The sequence below is a fragment of the Pseudomonas sp. DG56-2 genome (genome assembly GCF_004803755.1).
GTDB lineage: Bacteria > Pseudomonadota > Gammaproteobacteria > Pseudomonadales > Pseudomonadaceae > Aquipseudomonas > Aquipseudomonas auratipiscis.
On record NZ_CP032311.1, the window covers coordinates 3,465,808 to 3,487,196 of the forward strand.

General features: G+C 59.5%; 14 protein-coding genes. 9 read left to right on the forward strand and 5 right to left on the reverse strand.

The genetic code is table 11. The features are described 5' to 3' along the window. Positions 1–3: 3 nt before the first annotated feature. The gene (locus D3Z90_RS15520; RefSeq protein ID WP_136476909.1) at positions 4–1,053 is read right to left on the reverse strand and encodes an AraC family transcriptional regulator; all 1,050 of its coding nucleotides are present in this window, start codon (positions 1,051–1,053) and stop codon (positions 4–6) included. A 135-nt stretch (positions 1,054–1,188) separates the two neighbouring features. Between D3Z90_RS15520 and D3Z90_RS15525 the strand changes: the two genes are divergently transcribed. The 4 genes from D3Z90_RS15525 to D3Z90_RS15540 all read left to right on the forward strand — a co-directional run bounded on the left by D3Z90_RS15525 (position 1,189) and on the right by D3Z90_RS15540 (position 6,109). Beyond that, positions 1,189–1,869, forward strand: coding sequence for an OmpW family protein (locus D3Z90_RS15525; protein WP_256658220.1), 681 nt, complete (start codon positions 1,189–1,191; stop codon positions 1,867–1,869). A 37-nt stretch (positions 1,870–1,906) separates the two neighbouring features. Then, complete coding sequence (locus D3Z90_RS15530; RefSeq protein ID WP_256658221.1) at positions 1,907–3,523, forward strand: GMC family oxidoreductase; 1,617 nt, start codon at positions 1,907–1,909, stop codon at positions 3,521–3,523. Between the two features lie 3 nt (positions 3,524–3,526). Continuing rightward, complete coding sequence (locus tag D3Z90_RS15535; RefSeq protein WP_136476912.1) at positions 3,527–4,963, forward strand: coniferyl aldehyde dehydrogenase; 1,437 nt, start codon at positions 3,527–3,529, stop codon at positions 4,961–4,963. A 222-nt stretch (positions 4,964–5,185) separates the two neighbouring features. Next, positions 5,186–6,109 carry a transporter gene (locus tag D3Z90_RS15540; protein ID WP_136476913.1) on the forward strand — a complete coding sequence of 308 codons (924 nt, stop codon included), beginning with the start codon at positions 5,186–5,188 and terminating at the stop codon, positions 6,107–6,109. A gap of 16 nt (positions 6,110–6,125) precedes the next feature. Here D3Z90_RS15540 and D3Z90_RS15545 read toward each other — a convergent pair whose 3' ends face one another. Further along, positions 6,126–7,964, reverse strand: coding sequence for a sigma-54-dependent Fis family transcriptional regulator (locus tag D3Z90_RS15545; RefSeq protein WP_136476914.1), 1,839 nt, complete (start codon positions 7,962–7,964; stop codon positions 6,126–6,128). Between the two features lie 331 nt (positions 7,965–8,295). On the opposite strand from D3Z90_RS15545, the gene D3Z90_RS15550 reads away from it, so the two are divergent. From D3Z90_RS15550 to D3Z90_RS15565, 4 genes are read left to right on the forward strand one after another with little or no spacing between them, the layout of a single operon-like run. Next, the gene (locus D3Z90_RS15550; RefSeq protein ID WP_136476915.1) at positions 8,296–9,771 is read left to right on the forward strand and encodes an aldehyde dehydrogenase family protein; all 1,476 of its coding nucleotides are present in this window, start codon (positions 8,296–8,298) and stop codon (positions 9,769–9,771) included. 36 nt (positions 9,772–9,807) lie between these two features. Then, positions 9,808–10,143, forward strand: a complete 336-nt coding sequence (locus D3Z90_RS15555; protein WP_136476916.1) for a cytochrome c — start codon at positions 9,808–9,810, stop codon at positions 10,141–10,143. A 10-nt stretch (positions 10,144–10,153) separates the two neighbouring features. Next, positions 10,154–10,843 carry a hypothetical protein gene (locus D3Z90_RS15560; RefSeq protein ID WP_305956096.1) on the forward strand — a complete coding sequence of 230 codons (690 nt, stop codon included), beginning with the start codon at positions 10,154–10,156 and terminating at the stop codon, positions 10,841–10,843. Between the two features lie 11 nt (positions 10,844–10,854). Further along, on the forward strand, positions 10,855–12,423 hold the full coding sequence (locus D3Z90_RS15565) for an FAD-binding oxidoreductase (protein WP_136476917.1): 1,569 nt from the start codon (positions 10,855–10,857) through the stop codon (positions 12,421–12,423). A gap of 56 nt (positions 12,424–12,479) precedes the next feature. Here the strand turns inward: D3Z90_RS15565 and D3Z90_RS15570 are convergent, their stop codons facing one another. Both D3Z90_RS15570 and D3Z90_RS15575 read right to left on the reverse strand, forming a co-directional pair. Then, positions 12,480–17,099, reverse strand: a complete 4,620-nt coding sequence (locus D3Z90_RS15570) for an NEL-type E3 ubiquitin ligase domain-containing protein (RefSeq protein ID WP_136476918.1) — start codon at positions 17,097–17,099, stop codon at positions 12,480–12,482. 173 nt (positions 17,100–17,272) lie between these two features. Further along, positions 17,273–18,691 (reverse strand): amino acid permease, encoded by a 1,419-nt coding sequence (locus D3Z90_RS15575; RefSeq protein WP_136476919.1) that lies wholly within the window; start codon positions 18,689–18,691, stop codon positions 17,273–17,275. Between the two features lie 223 nt (positions 18,692–18,914). Here D3Z90_RS15575 and D3Z90_RS15580 point away from each other — a divergent pair, with 223 nt between their 5' ends. Continuing rightward, positions 18,915–20,336, forward strand: a complete 1,422-nt coding sequence (locus D3Z90_RS15580) for a PLP-dependent aminotransferase family protein (RefSeq protein WP_136476920.1) — start codon at positions 18,915–18,917, stop codon at positions 20,334–20,336. Positions 20,337–20,353: 17 nt separating this feature from the next. On the opposite strand, the gene D3Z90_RS15585 is transcribed toward D3Z90_RS15580, so the two are convergent. Continuing rightward, a complete protein-coding gene (locus D3Z90_RS15585; RefSeq protein WP_136476921.1) occupies positions 20,354–21,385 on the reverse strand; it encodes a histone deacetylase family protein in 1,032 nt (343 codons plus the stop codon). Positions 21,386–21,389 lie beyond the last annotated feature (4 nt).

Sequence of the window (21,389 nt, forward strand, 5' to 3'; positions counted from 1 at the left end):
CCGTCAAGAACCACTGCGCAGCGACCTGCGGTAGTCACCTGGCGCTCGCCCTGTCCATTTCCTGAACGCTTTGCGAAAGTTGGCCGCTTCGGAAAACCCCACTTGAACCGCCAGGTCGTCCATCGGCATATCGCTCTGCTGTAAAAACTCGATGGCCAAGGCGCAGCGTACTTCATCGAGTACGCTCTGGTAGGTGCGTTGGTGTTCTGCCAGGCGCCGATGCAGTGTGCGGGTCGATAGGCCAAGAGTTTGTGCAACTACGTCGATGCCCGGGAAGCGTCCGGTGCGACTCAGGCAGGCCAGGCGCACGGATTCAATCAGGTCGGCTTCGTCTGGCAGGCTGGCGACGAGTTGCTGACAGAACCCCATCGACATCGCCGAGGTAATTGGGTTGGCATTCGGGCAAGGCTGCTGCAGCACCGAAGCATCAAAGCGCCATTCCATAACCGGGCTGTTGAATTCCACCGGGCAACGAAAAACTTCTTCATAGCGTTGCCAATAGGCCGGCGCAGGGTATGGGAACGCCATTCGCACGGACGGAAAAGGCCTTTCCAGCACACATTGGATCAACGACTGGATGGAGGCGAACCAGAACTCCGTAGCCAATGGCATCAGTTCGCCCAGGGCAAAGAACCCCTGGCCAACGAAAATGCCCTCATTTCCCTCCACTCGAAAAGTTTTTTCGAACACCGGCCCCAGCAAGCGGATGTGCCTGATGCCGAAATCCACGGCCTGACCGAAGTGTTCGCTGCTCAGCAAGGCGTAGCCGAAGATACCGAAGTCACTGATACGTTGGCGCTCACCGGCGCGCAAACCGCTGTCGGGGTGGCGCATCAGCCGCTGCATGTTGGCGAAAATTGTCACTTTTTGCCGATGAGAGATGCGCGTGTTGGCGTCCTGCATCTGTGCCAGCGAAAGCGCGGTGCCCTCCAGCAATCCCTCGACGCCCACCTCCTGGCTGCGCAGCTCGGCCAGCAACGCCGGGAGGCCGAGCATGTTGTTCTGTGGCACATCTTGAGAGGTGCCATATGCACCCACGATCAGTTGGGTCATCAGCGGATCTCCATTCAAGGTTGGCAGAAATTAACCCCCACACTGGCGGAATACAACCTCCCGTCCCACCACTAAGCGTTGCAGCATTAGATCAGAAGCACCAAAAAAATAAGATCTGAGGCTCCCATGAGACGAATGCTTGCTCCCACCCTCGCCGCGGGCACGCTGCTGATTTCATTACCGTCACTGGCCAGCGATGAACCCCTGAATAGTGTGCGAATCGGCTACGCCGACATCCAGTTCAACACCCATTCCAGCGATATGACCGGGATGCCCGGCACCACCCCGGCCAATGTCCAGGCCACCGTACGAGACAGCAGCACGCTAGCACTGATTTATGAGCGCAGGCTCGGCGGGCCTTGGTCCTTGGTGATACAGACCGGCGCACCGCCAGTGATTGATTTTGATGGTGCCGGCTCCGCGGCTCCGCTCGGTAAGGTCGGCAGTGCCCGGGCCTGGTTCCCCGCAGTACTGCTGGCCTATAACTTCAATGTGCTGGGCGTCGAGCCGTATGTCGCCCTGGGTGTCAATTACACCTGGTTCAGCGAAGAAAAAATGACTGCCGCCTACAACACCGCCTTTGGCGGTACTTCCAGCACCTCAAAGATGGACGATTCCTGGGGTGCGGTCGCCAAAGTGGGTGTCGAGATCCCCTTGACCGGTCACTGGAGCGCCGGATTTTCCTACGCCCGCTACTGGCTCGACACCACCGCCACCATCAAGACCCAAACCCCAGGGCTAGGCCAGGTCAAACGCAAGATCGATGTCGAGGCTGACCCAGATGTCTATTCCTTCACCGTCGGCTACCGCTTCTGACTCTTCTTCTGCACGCGCACTTCACGGAGCACTGAACGTGACTACTGAACACAACAACAGTTTCGACTACGTCGTCGTCGGCGGCGGCTCGGCAGGCTGTGTGATCGCCAGCCGCCTAAGCGAAGACCCGAACATCAGCGTCTGCCTGGTCGAAGCCGGTGGTGCCGATCGCAGTGTGCTGATCCATGCACCGGTCGGCATGGTTGCCATGCTGCCGACGAAGATCAACAACTGGGCGTTCCAGACCGTACCACAGCCCGGACTTAACGGGCGTCGAGGCTATCAACCGCGGGGCAAGACGCTCGGTGGTTCCAGTTCGATCAACGCCATGCTCTATGTGCGCGGGCATCGCCAGGACTACGACCACTGGGCTGCGCTTGGTAATCGAGGTTGGTCATATGCAGAGGTGCTGCCCTACTTCATCAAGTCTGAGCAGAACCACAGCCTCAACGATGACTATCACGGTCAACACGGGCCCTTGAATGTGAGTGAAGTGAGCTGTCCCAGCGCCTTGAATGCAGCGTTTCTCCAGGCCGCCCAGCGCAACGGCATCGGTCCTGTCAAAGACTACAACGGTGCCGAGCAGGAAGGCGCGTTCATGTACCAGGTCACTCAGCGCAATGGCGAACGTTGCAGTGCAGCCAAGGCTTTCCTTACGCCCAACGTCGAGCGCCCCAACCTCACGGTGTTGACGGGTGCCACTGTCGAGCGGGTCTTGATTGAGTCAGCCCGGGCCACCGGCGTGCAACTGCTACAGGGTGGCCAGCGTGTGGTTCTCAAGGCACGTCAGGAGGTGATCTTGAGTGCCGGCAGTTTCGGCTCACCGCAAGTGCTTTTGCTTTCGGGTATCGGTCCTCGGCAGGAATTGCTCAAGCATGGCATCAGTGTGGTTCATGAACTTGCGGGGGTGGGGGAAAACCTGCAGGACCATATCGACTATGTCATCACCTACCGCAGCCGCAATAAAACCGACACCTTCGGATTCTCGCCGACCTTCAGTTGGAAGATGCTCAAGGCCATGGTGCAGTGGAAGCGTGAGCGCAAGGGCCTGGTGACGTCGCCCTTCGCCGAATCGGGGGCATTTTTCAAAAGTCACCCCGACCTGCCAATGCCCGACCTGCAATTGATCTTCGTGCCGGCGATTGTCGATGATCACGCGCGCAAGATGCGCCCAGGCCACGGATTCAGCTGTCACCTGACGCTGCTGCGGCCCGAGAGCCGCGGCACGGTGAAGTTGGCCAGCAAGGACCCGAGCGCCGCACCGTTGATTGACCCGTGCTTTTTCAGCCGAGCACAGGATATGGAAGTACTGATGCGCGGTGCCGATTTCCTTCGCAGCCTCCTTGAGGACGCGCCATTAGCGCCGTTTCGCGGCAAGCCGCTCTACCCCCTGGACGCGCAGAACCGCCAGGCGGTGGAGCAGGATATTCGCAACCGCGCCGACACCCAGTACCACCCGGTCGGCACCTGCAAAATGGGTAACGACCCCTTGGCAGTGGTGGATGACCAACTCCGCGTTCACGGTATCGCCGGCCTGCGCGTCGCCGATGCCTCGATCATGCCAACGCTGATCGGCGGCAACACCAACGCGCCGAGCATCATGATCGGCGAGAAAGCCGCCGCTATGTTGCTGCACAGCCGCCAGGAGGGCTGAACCATGAATGATCTTGTCCAGGCAATCGACATCCAGGAAGTCGAACGCATGCAACGCTTGCTGCAGCGTCAGCGCCAGGCATTCAACCAGCAACCTTTTGCGCCGTTGAATGTTCGAATCAACAACCTCAAACGTCTGATCGCCGTGTTGCGCCGCTACCAGCAGCCAATCATCAGGGCCCTCGATGCGGACTTCGGCGGCCGCGCAGCGTTCGAGACCCTGCAGATCGAAGTCCTCGGGCCCGTGTTGCAGGCACGCCATGCAATCGCCCATCTGCGCCGCTGGATGAAAGCTGAGCCACGCAAGACCGAGCTGTTGTTCCTCGGCAACCGCGCCTGGGTGCAGTACCAACCCAAAGGCGTGGTCGGCATCGTCGGCACCTGGAACTTCCCCCTGTACCTGACGTTAGGACCACTGATTGCAGCACTGGCAGCCGGCAACCGGGCGATGATCAAAGTGTCCGAGTACGCACCGCACAGCTATCAGATTCTCAAGGAAATGCTCGGTGAGGTGTTCGACGAAGACGAGGTGGCGGTGTTTACCGGTGAGCTCGCCAGCGCTCAGGCTTTTACGGCACTGCCATTCGATCACTTGGTGTTTACCGGCGCGCCGCAGGTTGGCCGTCAGGTAATGCGCGCCGCTGCCGAGCATCTAGTGCCGGTGACGCTGGAGCTGGGTGGCAAGTCTCCGGCGCTGGTTGGCGAGGCTGCCGATCTTGAAGAGGCAGCGTTGCGCATTGCTCACGGCAAGGGATTCAACGCCGGCCAGGTGTGCATTGCTCCAGACTATGTGCTGGTACCGCAAGGCAAGGCCGAGGCGTTTGCCCAAGCGCTGAAGCGGGCGTTCGAGCGGCTGTACCCAGACCCGGCCGACAGTGCCGACTACACCAGCCTTATCAATGACCGGCAGGCACAACGAATGCAAGCGCTCCTGGCCGATGCCCGGGACAAAGGTGCGGTGGTCCTGGCTTGTCGAAGCGCCTCGGCATCGTCACGACGTTTGCCTCTGCAGGTGATTACCGGGGTGAACGAAGACATGCGCGTGGCCCGGGAAGAAATTTTTGGTCCCTTGCTGCCAATCATCGAGTACGCCGATCTCAGCCGGGCGATCGCTTACATCCAGGCCCGTCCACGCCCGCTGGCGCTCTACCCGTTTGGCCTGGATGCACGACAAACCGAGCGCCTGCTCAAGGAAACCCACAGTGGTGGGGTGACCCTGGGCGATTGGGCCTGGCACGCGTTCCAGCACGACCTGCCATTCGGTGGGGTGGGCAATTCCGGCATGGGTTCCTACCATGGCCAGGAAGGCTTTCGCACCTTGTCGCATGGCAAAGCCGTGCTCAAGCGCCAACGCTGGTTCCCTGTCCAGCTGTTTTACCCGCCCTATGGACGCTGGGTGCAACGTCTTGTCGTGCGCTTTTATCTGGGCAAATCCGAATAACGCACGCGGATCAGCCGTTGGGCATCAAACAGTGACGGCATCGTGAGTTTTTCACACGCCGCTGAATTTTCTTAATAATTCCCGACAACAGTTCTGGAGAAACGACGCGATAAAATCGCAAGCTACTGATAAATATAGAAATAATAGATGGCATGAAACTTGAAAGGGTCGGACCAGGCGCTACTGCATGGCGCTGCCCATAACAATAAGGTTGACCCTCTCATGCTCAAACACGCCCCACTGCACCTTGCCACCAGCCTGTTGCTGGCTACCTCCGCCTGGCACGCTCAGGCTACCGAAGGCGGCATTTCTTCCTGGCCCATGGGTATCGAAATTTACGGCATGGGTATCCTGCCGCCCCCTGGAACCTACGGCCAATTGTTCGTAGGTAATTACCTGGCTGACAGCTTGCGCGACAACAGCGGTGCCAAGGCCGCTGACATCGACTTGCGCGTTACCACGTTGGTGCCGCGCTTTGTCTGGGTCACAGAACAGAAAGTACTCGGCGGCGACCTGGGTTTTCACGCGCTGCTGCCCCTCAATGACATGCGCCTGAACATCAAGGGTGGACCGCATGATCACAAGCGCGGCATCGGCGATGCCCACTTGGGCCCGGTGATCGGTTTTCATCCAAGCGAGAAGTTGCACATCGCCACCGGTGTCGACTTCGTCCTGCCCACTGCCAGCGAGTACGACGAGGATGACTTGATCAATCTCGGCAACAATTACTACACCGTGCAAGGTGTGCTGGCGATGACCTACCTGGACCCCGCCGGCCTGAACGCCGATGTGCGCCTGATGTACGACTACAACTTTGAAAACAAGGCGACGCACTATCAGTCGGGCCGTGAACTGCATGCCGACTACACCTTGGGCTGGGGCCTTGGCAACGGCTGGGTGCTGGGCGTCGGCGGGCACGCCTATCAGCAAGTCAGCGACGACAAGTGCAGTGCCGGAGACTGCTCCGCCGCCGCCCTGGTCGAGGCCAGCGACGGCAACCGTGGTCGCTCCTTCTCCATCGGCCCTGCCGTACAGTACAGCAGCAAGCAAGGCTGGATGTTCAGCGCCAAATGGCAGGACGAATCCGGTGTGCGCAACCGTGCCGAAGGCCAGACGTACTGGTTGAAGTTCACCACGCCGCTGTAACGCCCGCGTGCCCGGGTCAGCTGCCTTTGAGTCGGTAGCTGACCTGGGCACGGCTCATGCCGAGCATTTGCGCTGCCGCCGTAACGTTACCGCCGGAGCGCTCCAGCGCCAGACTCACCAACAGTCGCTCGATTTCTTCCAGCGAGGTGCCCAGCACCCGCTCCTGACCGGCAAAGAACGCCTGCAGACGCGCCAGTTCCGGGGCATCGGCTGCAGCTTCGCCGGGGCGTTCTTGCTCCTCGCTGGCAGCGGGCCGAGGCGCTGCTTCTCGCAAAGCCAGGCGTCCCTCGGCGGTCAAGCCAATTGCCGAATCAATCAACGGCGCGCCTGCTTCTGCCAGGTGCACTACATCGATCGCTTCACCATCGCTGGCAGCGATCACGCCGCGCTCCACCAGGTTCTGCAGCTCGCGAATGTTGCCGGGAAAGCGATAGGTCAGCAGCGCGTTGACCAGACGCATACTGAAGCCTGCCAATTGGCGACCATGGCGCTGGCTGAAGCGGCGCAGGAAATAGCTCATCAACAACGGAATATCTTCGCGCCGCTCACGAAGCGGCGGTAAATGGATGGGAAAGACGTTCAAACGGTAGAACAGGTCCTCACGAAAGCGCCCCGCCTCTACCTCCTGGCGCAGATCGAGGTTGGTCGCGGCAATCACGCGTACATCCACCTGGATCGGCGAGGTGCCGCCCACACGTTCGATCTCACCTTCCTGCAAGGCACGCAAAATCTTGCTTTGGGCATGCAAGCTCAAGGTACCGATTTCATCGAGGAACAAGGTGCCGCCGTTGGCCCGCTCGAATCGCCCTGGGCGGGAACGCTCGGCACCGGTAAACGCGCCACGCTCGACGCCAAACAGCTCGGCTTCAATCAGGTTTTCCGGCAGCGTTGCGCAGTTCAACGCCACCATGGGCGTGTGGTGACGGCGGCTGGCCTGGTGCAAGGTGTGGGCGAACAACTCCTTGCCCACCCCGGATTCACCGGTCAGCAAGACGGTTGCCTGGGTAGGCGCCACGCGCTGAAGCAACTGGCTGGCAGCCACGAAGCTGGCAGAAATGCCTACCAGTTGCTTGCCATCGCTGGGCACCTCCAACTCGGCCAGGCGTGTGTCGACCCCCGAGGTATAAGCGCTGCGGCTGAGAAAATCACCCGGATCCAGATAAGCCAGATCAACATCAATGTCTTCCCACTGTTCGGCAGGCTTACCCACGATACGACAAGCCGGATGGCCCATGGCACGGCATTGCAGTTCGCGAAACACTACCAGGCGCCCCAGCAGCGATGAGGCGTAGCCGCTGGCATAGCCGATTTCCATCCAACACGCCGGTTCCCCGCCAAGACCATAGGCGGCAATGTGCTCGTCCACCTCCAGGGAGTTGTGCCAGAGAAACTCGGAGTAGAAATGCCCGACACTGGAATCGATCTCAAAACGCACGACTTCGACATTGACCATGCCTTCGAGCATGTGCAGACGAGGACCGGCGCTGTAGAGGCTGGCATGATCACCTTCAGGCCATTGCTCGCTGACTTGCGCAGCGTCGCGAGCGCCAGCCTGCCAGCCAATGCGCGTTAACAAGCCACGGGCCTTGTCCAGGCCCAGGGCGTCGATCAGCTCGCGGCGAATAGCACCAAAGGCCGAGCCTTGCAGCAGCATCATGCGCTGGCCGCACAACCAGATACTGCCGTCCTGAGGGGCGAAGGCCACAGACTGCGCCAATTGCTCGGCTGATGGCAGACCACTGCTGCCGAACTGGTTGGTGCGGTCGACGATCAGGCGTTTATGGCGGCCCAGTACCTGTCGGAAAAAATCTTCATCGACGGTGCGGCCAGGCTTGCCAGGTGTTGTAGGAGTCATAGGCAATACCAAAGGCATTAAGGTGAGTCTTGCAGTATGCCCCCCGCTTCGGCCGGGTCAATTGGCCGCTCGGCCAAGGCCGGTGCTAGAGGGCGAAAATGTCCGATAACCGCCCAAATTTTGCGTCAGACCGAGTGTGTCGAGCTTTCTGCAGTCGCCGACTTCTCTGCATAAATTTTCGCACTGTCCCCTCTTACCAACTCTGCCGAAAACACCCAAACAATAAGCAACCCTCTGTTTTATCTATGTTTTCTCTCTAAAAAACAACATGGCACGATAGTTGTTATGGGCTGTTCATCGAAATCATTTCGACACAACAAGAGAGAAACCGATGACCCTTACCCGCCCTGCCTACCAGAATCTTCACCTACAGCCGTTGGCCGGAGAATGGCGTGCTGGCAGCGCTGAGCGCTCGCTGACAGTGTCCGACCCCTTCACTCAGCAATCACTGCTGCAGATTCCCATGGCCACCCGCGCAGACCTCGATGCCGCCTACTGCTGCGCTCGCCAGGTTCAGTCGGACTGGGCCGGACAATCGCCGGCCTCACGCAGCAAGGTGATGCTTGAAGCCGTGCGCATTTTCGATGAGCGCCGTGAAGAAATCATCGACTGGATAATCCGCGAATCCGGCAGCACCCGGATCAAGGCCCAGATCGAGTGGGGCGCTGCCCGCGCCATTACCCAAGAAGCGGCCAGCCTGCCCAGCCGCGTACACGGCCGCATTGTCAGCTCCAATATTCCCGGCAAGGAAAGCCGTGTGTACCGCAAGCCCTTGGGCGTAATCGGTGTGATCAGCCCGTGGAACTTTCCCCTGCACCTGACAGCCCGCTCTCTCGCCCCAGCCCTGGCCTTGGGCAATACCGTGGTGGTCAAACCGGCCAGTGATACCCCTGTCAGCGGTGGCCTGCTGTTGGCACGCATCTTCGAGGAAGCCGGCCTTCCAGCCGGTGCGCTGAGTGTGGTGGTGGGCGCTGGTGCCGACATCGGTGATGCCTTTGTAGAGCACCCGGTGCCTGCCTTCATTTCCTTTACCGGCTCGACCCAAGTGGGCCGCAACATCGGCCGCATTGCCAGCGGCGGCGAGCACCTCAAGCACCTGGCCTTGGAGTTGGGCGGCAACAGCCCCTTCGTGGTCCTGGCCGATGCCGACCTGGAACAGGCAGTCAATGCCGCCGTGGTCGGCAAGTTTCTGCACCAGGGTCAGATCTGCATGGCGGTCAACCGCATCATCGTCGAACAACCGCTGCTCGAATCCTTTACCCAACGTTTTGTCGAGCGAGTCAAAGCCTTGCCCTACGGCGACCCAAACTTGCCGACGACGGTGATCGGCCCGGTCATCAACGCCCGGCAGTTGGCCGGCCTTGAGCAAAAGATCAGCACGGCCCTGGCAGAAGGCGCGCAATTGCTGGTCGGAGGTCAGGCCCAGGGCAACGTGCTGCCACCTCACGTGTTTGCCAACGTCAGTGCCGACATGGACATCGCCCATGAAGAGATCTTTGGCCCGTTGGTAGGTATCCAGGCTGCGCGCGATGCCGAGCATGCGCTGGAATTGGCCAATCGCAGCGAGTACGGCCTGTCCAGCGCGGTGTTCAGCGCCAGCCTGGAACGCGGCGTGCAGTTCGCTCAACGCCTGCAGGTGGGCATGACCCACATCAACGACATTCCGGTCAACGACGAACCCAACGCGCCCTTCGGCGGCGAGAAAAACTCGGGGCTGGGCCGTTTCAACGGCGACTGGGCAATCGAGGAGTTCACCACCGACCACTGGATCACCGTGCAACACCAGCCACGCCATTACCCGTTCTGATTGTGCGTTCTGCCCCATAAAAATAAGGAGTCTGCCATGTCACTCTTGCCCAACCGTCAGGCTGTGCGACGAAGCGTCACCACCTGCCTTGCCTTGCCTGTGATCCTCCTGGCCACTGCGGCCGTCGCCGATGGCGACGGCGTATGGAAAGGCGGCGAAAATGTCTACGCCAAAACCTGTGGCCATTGCCATGAAGGTCAGGTCGGCCCGCAGATCAAGGGTCGCCAATTACCAGCAGCCTATATCACGGCTGTGGTGCGCAACGGCTTTCGCGCCATGCCCGCCTTCCCCGCCTCGTTCATTGACGACCATGCCCTGCAACAGGTGGCGGACTACATTTCCCAGGCGCCAGTCACGCCGGCCAAACCCTGAGGACACTGTGATGATGAACGTCGAACGTCGCTCACTACTCAAGGGCATGGCGCTAGGAGGCCTGGCCGGCGTGGCCATGGGTAGCTCAAGCCTGAGCCTGGCCAACAATCTGCTGGGTCGCGCCGGCCCTGCACAGGCCGCCAGCCTGGCACTTGTCTGCCCTGCAGTGGCAGGCTCAGCTTTCGTCCAGGGCCTGCAAGCCAGCCCCTCCACGCCGCACATTCAAATCCTGAGCGCAGATCTGAAAGCACTGCTGGATGTGCAACAGCGCCTCTCCAGTGCCCAGCCCCAACGGCTGATTGGGCTGCTCGATGATGCCAGCGCCACGCTGATCATCGACCTGGCACGCAGTGCCGGGGCACGTGTGCAGTGGCTTGGCCAGCACAGCGCCAATGCCAGCCACTCGCGCCACCGCCTGCTCAGCACCGAGGCTGCACACGGCTGCGCCTTGCAACTGGGGCAACAACTCCATCGTTGCGGCCTCGGCTTCGACCTGCATGAACAGCGCCTGCACAGCCCTGCTCCCACCCTGCAACTGGCGACTTGCGCCGGCCAAGGCAGCGGCAATGATCAATGGGCGGCCACGCTCGGTTACGCCCTGGCAACCCTGGGCAGCACCGACACCGGCCAGGCACCGTTGAGCGCCAAGCATCCCGGTGCACTGACCGGCACTTACGTGTCGTTCTCGATCCACGTCTGAAGGATTCCAACATGACTCAAGCAACTGCCAAATCCCTGCTGCCTCGTGGCGTCGATAGCGACCATTTCCAGCAAGCCGTCACCCAGTTCCGCGCCCTGCTGGGTGATGAAAACGTGTTGCTCAAGGACGAGCAACTGATCCCCTATAACAAGATCATGATGGCCGTGGACAACGCCGAGCACGCGCCTACAGCGGCGCTCACCGCCACGACAGTGGAACAGGTGCAGGGGGTGGTGAAGATTTGCAACCAGTTCAAGATCCCGATCTGGACCATTTCCACCGGTCGCAACTTCGGTTATGGCTCCGCCGCACCCGGCCAGCGCGGGCAGGTGATCCTGGACCTGAAGAAGATGAACAAAATCCTCCACGTCGATCCCGACCTGTGCACGGCACTGGTCGAGCCCGGGGTAACCTACCAACAACTCTACGACTACATCCAGGAACACAAGCTGCCGCTGATGCTGTCGTTTTCCGCGCCTTCGGCGATTGCCGGACCATTGGGCAATACCATGGACCGTGGTGTGGGCTACACGCCTTACGGCGAACACTTTCTGATGCAATGCGGGATGGAAGTGGTTCTGGCCAGTGGCGATGTCTATCGCACCGGCATGGGGGGCGTAAAAGGTGACAATGCCTGGCAAGTCTTCAAGTGGGGCTACGGCCCTACCCTCGACGGAATGTTTACCCAGGCCAACTATGGTATCTGCACCAAGATGGGCTTCTGGCTGATGCCCAAGCCACCAGTGTTCAAACCGTTTGAAATCAAGTTCGAGAATGAGTCGGACATTGCCGAAATCGTTGAATTCATCCGCCCGCTGCGCATAGCCCAGATCATCCCGAACTCGGTGGTGATCGCCGGTGTGCTGTGGGAAGCATCCACCTGCAACACTCGCCGCAGTGACTACACCAGCGAGCCCGGTGCGACCTCCGATGCCATCCTCAAGCAGATCCAGAAGGACAAGAACCTCGGTGCCTGGAACGTCTATGCCGCGCTCTATGGCACCCAGGAACAGGTCGATGTGAACTGGAAAATTGTCAATGGCGCGCTTAAGCAATTGGGCAAGGGGCGTATTGTCACTGAAGAGCAGGCAGGTGAAACCCAGCCGTTCAAATACCGTGCACAGTTGATGTCCGGAGTACCTAATCTTCAGGAGTTCGGCCTGTACAACTGGCGTGGTGGTGGTGGTTCGATGTGGTTCGCGCCAGTCAGTCAGGCACGGGGCAGCGAGTGTGACAAACAGCAGGCGCTGGCGAAGAAGATCCTCAACAAATATGGCCTGGATTATGTCGGCGAATTCATCGTTGGTTGGCGTGACATGCACCACGTCATCGACGTGTTGTACGACCGCACCAATACCGAGGAAACCCAGCGCGCCAACGCGTGCTTTGCCGAGCTTCTGGATGTGTTCGAGCAACAGGGTTACGCCGTGTACAGGGTCAATACCGCGTTCCAGGAACGCGTTGCGCAAAGCTATGGCCCGGTCAAGCGCAAGGTCGAACATGCGATCAAGCGTGCGCTTGATCCGAACAACATCCTGGCACCCGGCAAATCGGGAATCGACTTGAACAACCCATTTTGAGTCCTGCCCCGCCAGAAGTGCCTGGCGGGGTTTCCCCATAGGCTACATAGCCCCGATCATGTACGACTTGAGGGGCCGGGGGTCGGTGCTTGAGTGACCGTTTCTGGGGGCTCGCCCGGCAATCCCAAGGCGTCCCGGGTCAAGGTCTTGATAAGCGCAGCTACAGCCAGATCCCACTCGGCCTTGAGCTTGTCCTGCGCCGCCTTGTACTGCCCATCAGGCATGCCGCCGCTCGCCGCAGCGTCCATCAGTTCGGTCGACCGCACCTGGGCAGGTGTATTGACCGTTTCGAAGCGCGAGGCATACGCCCGCCTCAGGTGTTCTACCCAGAAGTCCCGCGTTACCAGGGACCCCGCCAGTTGCTCTGCACTTTCTCGCGCAAGTATTTGCTCCCCGCCCAATCGCACCCGCTTGATATCCAGCCCCGCGACCACACGAAAGTTCATGTCGCCTGGCTGTGCTGGCAAATCTAGCAAGTTGCGCAGTTCCAGACGGTAGGCAAGCCCTACCTCGATTTCATCGGGATTATGACCTGCCGCCTGCCGTGCCTGGATATCCTGCAAAGCGAGTTGATCCACCTGTTCCAGACGCCACAGTTGCCGTCCCAGACCAATCAGGGCAGCCTGCTCTTGACCTGGCCCGACCTCGCTGCACGCGCGCCATACCAGCATGCGCAGTTCCAGCGCGCTCAGGTGCAGCGCTGCACTGTCCTGACAGGTCAATTCCAGGTTTGCCATCAACTCGAACAGTGCTTCACGTAACCCACTGTACTGACGCATGGCCTCAAGGAGGGTAAAGACACGCTCGGCCAGGCTCACTCGGTGATGCACAAAATCGGCGGTTTCAAGCAAGCGTTCGAGTAATTCGAAAAGCGCTGTGGAACCGCTGCAAGCATGCATCTGGTCCCATGTGTCGGCGCGCGCCGTGCGCTCGTCAATACCGATCACCTGCAGCCAGCGCTCACGGACAGTAGCCAGATTGGACCGGGTACCCTCCAACCAGCCCGCCGCCACATGCCAGCCGTTGGATTGCATGAACGCGCGCAATCGGTGTGCGGCATCGTCCTGCAATGGATTCCACTCCAGCAAAATAGTGCTACTGAGCCACTGAGGCAGGCGGTAATACTGCTCAGGCACCTGGGTAATTTGATTGTTGCGCAGGTCCACGATGCTCAATTCCTGACGAGTGAGCAGATCTGGCGGGAACTCGGTGATGTGGGTGCGCTGCAGGTGTACGCGTTGCAGTCGCAGCATCCTGGCGAGTGAAAACACACGGCCCAACGGGTTGGAGGACAGGTTTATGACTTCCAGGCTTTCACAGGTTTCAAGCATCTGTGCCTGCGCTTGATCGAGCGCGATATTGTTATTGGCGCAGTCCAGTTCGCGCAGCAAGCGAAGTTGCGCCAAGTCTTGCGGCAACCGGGTTAAACGATTGTTGGGTACCTCAAGATGAGTCAACCTGGGAAATGCCCGAAGAAAACCTTGAGGAATTTCCTCTAGACCCATGTCCCGAAAGGCAAGCTGGCGGACATGCTCGAAGCTGACCGACTCAGGTAGCGTCGGCAGGGTATCCACGTTCAATCCCCAGATCAGCAGGCGGTAGCCTTCCAGCTCACCGGTCGCCGAGTGGATTTCAGTGCCCAGCGTGTGCTGCCAGCAACTGATTAAAGCGCGGCTCAAGCTACCCCGCGGCACCCGCTGCGACGACTGCATGGGAAGGCTTTCACTCCAGCGATGCAGCTCATCCTGCAGCCTTGAAAACTCTCGCTGCAAACGCAGCACTTCACGCTGTGGATCTTGTCCCGACCGCCTAACTGCCTCAAGCCAACTTTCGATTTGCGCGTCATGAAACGCCGGATATAGCAAACGTAGCTGGTTATACAAAGCAGCAGGCCGACGTGGCTGGCCAAGGCGGCGACCGGACAAAGGATACCCCAGGCGACCGCCGGCCAATCGCTGGGGTGGACGAAACCAGCCGATACGCGCTGGCTGCCCAATCAGTTGCTCGACTTCCTGGCGCTGCATTTTGGCCTGCGCTGCCAGGAGTACGCGCAGGTTGTGATCGAAGGGTTCACTTAAACGCATGCCGTCGCGGTGGGCATCCTCAAAGCCTGCAGCCATTACACTGAAGAAATCACCCGGTCCGGCCAGTAGCTGGCCTTGTGCATCGAATAGTTGAAAGTCCCCGGCATCGTGCAACAGGTCGAGGCACCGGCCTGTGTCCACAGCACCCGTCATCAACAATGCAGGCCTTTGCAATTGACCGTCGAACAAGCGCCACCCCATCGTTGCGGGCGCACCCGGCAACCTGCCGCACAATGTCAGGCACACCCGAGCAAGATCCAGCGATTGCGGTGTGTACAGATACAGCGATTCATACACGCGTGTTACGCGGATTTGCCGCACTGCAGTGCGTGCGGCTTCGGCCATCGCCAGCGGCACACGCCCGCTCTCAAGCAAACGAGCCCTTTGGCTGACGCTTGCAGCTTCGAGTACAGCGACTGCCGCCGGGGAGTGCAAACTGGGGAAAGCCCGGCGCAACAGCATAGCCCCCTGCGGCTCACGACTCAGGCTGGCGTCGTAGAGTTGCTGAAACAACAATCGCCGCTGCGCCACGACCACCCGGCCCAGCGCCGGCCCTGACAATTGCGCGGCCTCGGGCAGTACGCTGATCGCGGCGCGCACCGTTGGATCATCGACCGTTTGCCCTTGGTTCACCTGAGTAAGTGCGCTGCGGATGCGCTGATCGATGGCAAAGCGTTCGCAGGTATCGACGAAACAGGCATCAGGGACGTGGGCATATACATGCAGGGCGCGTAGTTGCTCGTCCGTCATAGCGGTAGTAGTGAGGATTTCTTCGATCTGTTGATCGGCGAAGTTCCGGTAGAAACTGCCAAGCCGACGAAACATATGATAACGAGCCTCCCACTGGGTAGGTTGTTCGCTCCCCAAGCGCCATGCGCCGGCACCGTTGCTTACCAGTACTGGCGCATGCCCCTGGCGTGAATTCAAACGCCAGGTCCTTGCGCGCTGACGTTGACTGACTGCGTAGTAGCTACCCTCCATCTCGACCCAGTTCCGACTGTTCACACGAAACAGCCCGTCCTGGCGCTGGACCAGCGCAACGGGCGGTGCCTCACTACGGTAGGGGGTGATGTCTTGGTTCCATAGGCGCTGGCTGCCGTTTTCCAAGTGTGCAGGGACCAGACTATCGACCACCACCGAGCGCTGCCAGGCACCGCGCGCAGCATGCACGCCTGCAGCTGTTGCCGCCAACGTCGCCAGATCGATGCCGACATTGAGCAAGTGATCCAGGGCTTCGTGAGTATCGCCCTCTCGCCAGGCCTGAATCCCATAGAAGCATCCTCGCAACAAATCCCAGACCGCCACGGCAAGTAACATCGCACCGAGCACCGGCACGAACAACCCTGCCAGGTTGAGCAGGGTCCAGCCTTCGGCTGCCAGGCGCTCGTCGTGCGCACGCTGGACTTCGCGATCAACCGCTGCTGTCGGCATTGCGATCATTGCCGCGTCGTCCTTGATTCGCTTGATCCAGGCCTGGGCCAGGCTTTCGAACACATAGCCGTCAAAGGCGTGCATGCGTTCTTGCAGATCGATGTTGGCCAGGTCGGACACCTGCGAGTAGCCGCTGATCACGCTGTTGAAGAAGCGTTGGCTGTCTCGGCGCCGCACGAAACGACTGAAAAAGTGTTGATAGGTGTGCGTGCGCAGTCGCTTGCCCAAATCGTTGGCGAAATACCGCAACGAACGGTAGGCAAGCCAAGGTGATTGAGGATCGCCAGGTATGTACACCAGTACCCGATTGCTGGAGCTGTACCACGGACTGAGGCTGTCATCGCGCACATCGAGGACGACTATCTCCTCCAATCGGCATTCCAGCAGGCTCAACTGCTTGGGTATGACGTGATCGTCGTTGAGGCTGATCGGACTTCGCAGGGCACACAGTTCAACAAGCAATTGGTGTTCATCGTCCCTCAACTGCCCCTTGATCCACGCGATGTGGGCATCAACCAACATTGTGTAGCGCTGCGCGCGGGAAATCAGCGAGGCTACTCGGCGGCGCCCCTCACCTGGCTGTTCGTCGGCGGCATCGGCAGGTTCGAGCACCGAGCCCAGGTGGCTTTGATAGCGCTTGCCCAAGTCCAGATTTCGGCACAACTGAGCGAATTTATCGGCTGTGGGCAGTACCGCCTTGGGGTCTTGCTTATCGAGCAAGCGGTTACCAGCCAGGTAGCCACCGGGCTGGGTTTCTGCCTCGGTGAAGTTGCGCAGCGCCGCTTCCAACACTGGGACATTGGTATACACCGCAGCCGTTACCGGATAACCGATGGGCTGGGAGGTGACCACCGGCTCCTTGCGCCCCACTCTAAATTGCAGGCGTTTGGCGTCATACCCTGGTCCGAAGCGGGTACTCATAGCCTGTTGCAACAGTGGAAGGGTAAAACCTTCAATATCCTGCAACCCGGCCAGCGCACTGCGCATGCGCTGGTTGAAGTACAGGCTCAAGACCATTGCCTCTTTAAGCGCCGTCAGTTGCGCAACACTGGCGCTACGAAGCCATGCAGGAAAAGCGCCGCTGATAAAGCCGTCCTGATAGTCCTCCAGGCTGCTTTCCAAAGATCCTTTAATCGGGGTGTCGTCATTGCTCGCCGACATATGCTCAACCTCCTGTAGAAAATGCACAGGTTAGGTCTGCATAAGGCGGCAATGTGCTAAGTATCTACGACCACTTCCTGCGCCGAGCTTACTTGGCGCAGGAAGTGGTTGAGCCTGCTCATACGCTTGCCCTTGCAGCAAGCGTAAGCTTTCAGAACAGACGGTTCATTACCTCACGCAGCGGCTTCTTTCGCGGCGCGTATGTGCAGCACTGCGCCCATCAAGGCCACGACAATAGCGGCTGCTGCGGTCGAGAACACCAGTACCTGATAGTCCGGCACAAATGCCATGGTCACCAGACAGCCGATGATGAACACAATCACCAGATAGGTCAGCCACGGGAACAGCCACATCTTCAGGCGGATCTGCTTGCCTTCGGCCTCCAGCTTGCGACGCATCTTCAACTGCGAGAAGGCGATCACCAGATAAACCAACAGCGCAATCATGCCGGTGGTGTTCATCAGCACATCGAGTACATCTTTCGGACGCAGGGTTTCGCTGAAATTGATCAGCGCCACGAAAACGGCCACAGAGCACGAACCGATGATCGAGAACACCGGCACACCGGTACCTGCCCGGGTGATCTTGAAGAACGAGGGCGCATCACCACGGGTCGACAGGGAAAACAACATGCGCGAAGCGGTGTAGTGCGCCGAGATCAAGCAACTGCTCACCGACGTCAGGACCACGAAGTTCATTACCAGCTCGGCGCCAGGGATCCCCAGCAGCTCCAGGGTGCGACGGTACGAGCCGTAACCCGACTGGCCCATCAGTGGATCGTTCCAGGGTACCAGGGCCACGATCAGGAAGATCGAACCGACATAAAACAGGCAGACCCGCCACACCACCGAGTTGGTCGCCTTGACGATTTGCTCGGATGGATTTTTCGATTCGGCCGCAGCGATGGTCACAATTTCAGCACCAAGGAACGCGAACATCACCCCGAGCATGGCCACCACAACCGACTCCACGCCATTGGGCATAAAGCCCTGGGCGGTCAGGTTGCTCAAGCCGTGGACCTCTCCGGTAGGCCAGAGGTTGACCACTGCCATACCGCAGACCACAAGGAAACATATGATCGCCACTACCTTTATCAGCGCGAACCAGAATTCGAACTCACCGTAGTGCTTGACGTTGAAGAAGTTGACACTGATCAGCACCAGCGTGGTGGCCAGTACAAAGACATTGACGCTGACCGACGGAAACCAGCCATGCAGGATCTTGCCTGCTACATAGGCTTCCCAGGCCATGAGAATCACCCAGAACCACCAGTACAGCCAACCGATGGTGAAACCCGCCCAACGGCCGATTGCACGTTCAGCGTAGGTGGAAAACGAACCGGTATCAGGCGACGAGGTCGCCATTTCGCCCAGCATACGCATGATCAGCACGACCAGGATGCCCCCGGCCAGATAGGCCAGAATAGCCGCCGGGCCTGCGCTGTGGATCACGCTGCCAGAACCTACGAACAATGCGCCGCCAATAACTCCAGCGATCGACATCATGGTCAGGTGACGTGATTTCAGCGAAGCGCTGAGCTTGCTTTCGTGCTCCACCTTCCCTGAGGAAGTGGATGTGGATGTTGCGTCCATCTGTAGCTACCTCGTGTTCTTTTTATGCAAGGAAACTCATGAAACCGCAGCTGCTTGAATCTTCTTTAGCTAGCGATTGCAGGGCGCTAATGTAAAAATGTATGTCCCAGAGAGCCATGCACAGCACGATGCAAAGTTCACTGCACTGTACAGGTCGCCATTGCAGTACACCCTCGCCCTGAACGCGCCAGGCGTTACGCACACCCGAAGGCAAAGCTTGCAAATGTTTGATTTACGCCCCGACGAATCGCCTCCCCTGGTCAATCAGATCATCAACAGGCTGCGCGAGCTGATCGAAAACCAGACCCTCAAACCGGGCGCCAAAGTGCCTTCCATACGGGCGTTCGCCGCGACCTACTCGGTGAGCACCTTCACGGTGGTGGAGGCCTATGACCGCTTGGTTGCCCAAGGCATGCTGGTGAGCCGAGGCAACGCAGGATTCTTCGTCAACCGCTCGGTGGTGGAGCTGATCGACAGCCACGCGAGCGGGCCTGCCACAGGCAAGCCGGCGTTCAATTCCGAGTGGTACATGCAGCAGATCTTCGAAAGCCGCCGACTGGCACTGAAGCCTGGTTGCGGCTGGCTGCCCAACGACTGGATGTTCGAGGACGGCTTGCGTCGGGGCATGCGGCAGGTCGCTGGCAGCGTGCTGGAGCTCAGTGGCTATGGCGATCCAATGGGGTTGCTGGAATTGCGCACACTGACCGCACAGAATTTGCAGCAAGACCTGCGCATCGTCGCCAATCCTGCACAGCTGATGCTGACCCACGGCGCCAGCCAGGCTCTGGACCTGGCTGTCCGCACGTTGGTTTGCCCTGGCGATGTGGTGTTGGTGGACGACCCCGGTTACCCCAACCTGATGAGCATTCTGCGTTTTCAGGGAGCGACGCTGCTCGGTGTTCCGCGCACCCCAAACGGCTATGACCTCGATCACCTGGAACGTTTGCTCGAACAACATCGTCCGACCGTGTTCTTCACGCAACCACACCTGCACAGCCCGACCAGTTCGTGCACACCCCTGGCACAGTTGCATCGATTGTTGCAGTTGGCCGCCAAGCACGATTTCCGCTTGGTGGAGAACAACCTTTATGCCGACATGATTGCCGAACCCCTGCCGTGCCTGGCCAGCCTCGATCAACTGCAACAGGTGGTGTATGTCGGTAGCTACTCGAAAAGCATTTCGCCCAACGTACGTGTCGGTTTCATGCTCTCCAACCCACAGTTAATGCAGCAATTGTTGCAGCTAAAAATGCGCTCGGGCCTGACCACCTCGCAACTGATGGAGCGCGTGGTGTATGCGGCGATTACCGATGGGCGTTGGCGCAAGCATCTCAAACGCCTGCGACAGCGCCTGGCCGAGGCCCAGCAGGAGGTCAGCGAACAGCTCTCGCGGCTAGGCTTTGAACGTTTTATCGAAAGCGATGAGGGCATGTATTTATGGGCCCGTCACCCTGCTATCGCCAACAGCGCTGCGCTGCTCGATGACGCCCTGGCTCAAGGCATGATGCTGGGGCCAGGGCAGCTATTTATGGTGGACTCACAGCCCACCGGGTGGATGCGTTTCAACGTCGCCTTCAGCACCGATCCGCAGCTGTGGGAGAAGCTGGAAAAACTGCTGGTCAAGCACGCCCGACGCGGGCAGTAACGCCTGGTCGGCGACCGTTAGGCGGGCAGGCACCAGTCACGCTTGTCGGCAAAAAATGCCCGTGCATTGTCTTCAAGACTGTCCAGGTGATACCCACCTTCCTGAACGATCAGGCAGGGCACGCCCAGCTCACGAATACGCTCGCCCAAGGTGGCGAAACCTTCACGGCTGACGGCAACCTTGCTCTGGGGATCCAGCTCGAAGATATCGAAGCCCAGTGACAGCACCAGCACTTGCGCACCAAAATTCTTCACTGCCGCTAGGGCAACGTCCAACTGAGCGAGAAAGTCCGCTTCGCTGGCGCCATGAGCCATTGGCAAATTGAGGTTGTAACCCTCCCCTGTGCCGCTTCCACGCTCATCGGCAAAGCCGGCTACGCCGGGGTAGAAGTTGGTCGGGTCGCCGTGAACGGAGACATACAGCACATCGTCGCGCTCATAGAAGATCTCCTGAATGCCTTGACCGTGATGCATATCGGTGTCGAGGACGGCGACGCGACTGAAGCGCTCACGCAACACCTGGGCCGCAACGGCGGCGTTATTGAGATAGCAGAAGCCACCGGCTGCTTCGGCGCGGGCGTGGTGTCCTGGCGGCCGGCACAAGGCATAGGCAGCAGGTTCACCCTCGAGCAGCGCCTTGGCTGCAGCTACTGCGCTTTGTGCCGACCAGTAGGCCGAGCGCCAGGTCAATTCACCCACCGGGCAGCTGCCATCGGCCAGGTAGCGGGCGGCTTGGGCAAGGATGCCGCGCAAAGCATTGGGTTCGCGCACAAAGATGTTTGACATGACTTCGTCGCCCCAGTCCTCTGGAATTTCCTTCCAACGCTGATGAGCTTCTTCAAGAAAGTTCAGGTACGGCGCGCCATGTACAGCCAGCAGGGGTTGCAATCCCGCATCTTCTGGCTGGAGTATTTCAAAGTCGAGGTTTTTCGCGGCCTGCAGCAAATGCTGGGCACGTTCGGGCACTTCCTGAGGAGTGCGCATCTGGCCGCGCGAATAGTAACTGCGTGGATGATGCAGCAACTGTTCCGGGTGAAAGTAGCAACGCATGGGC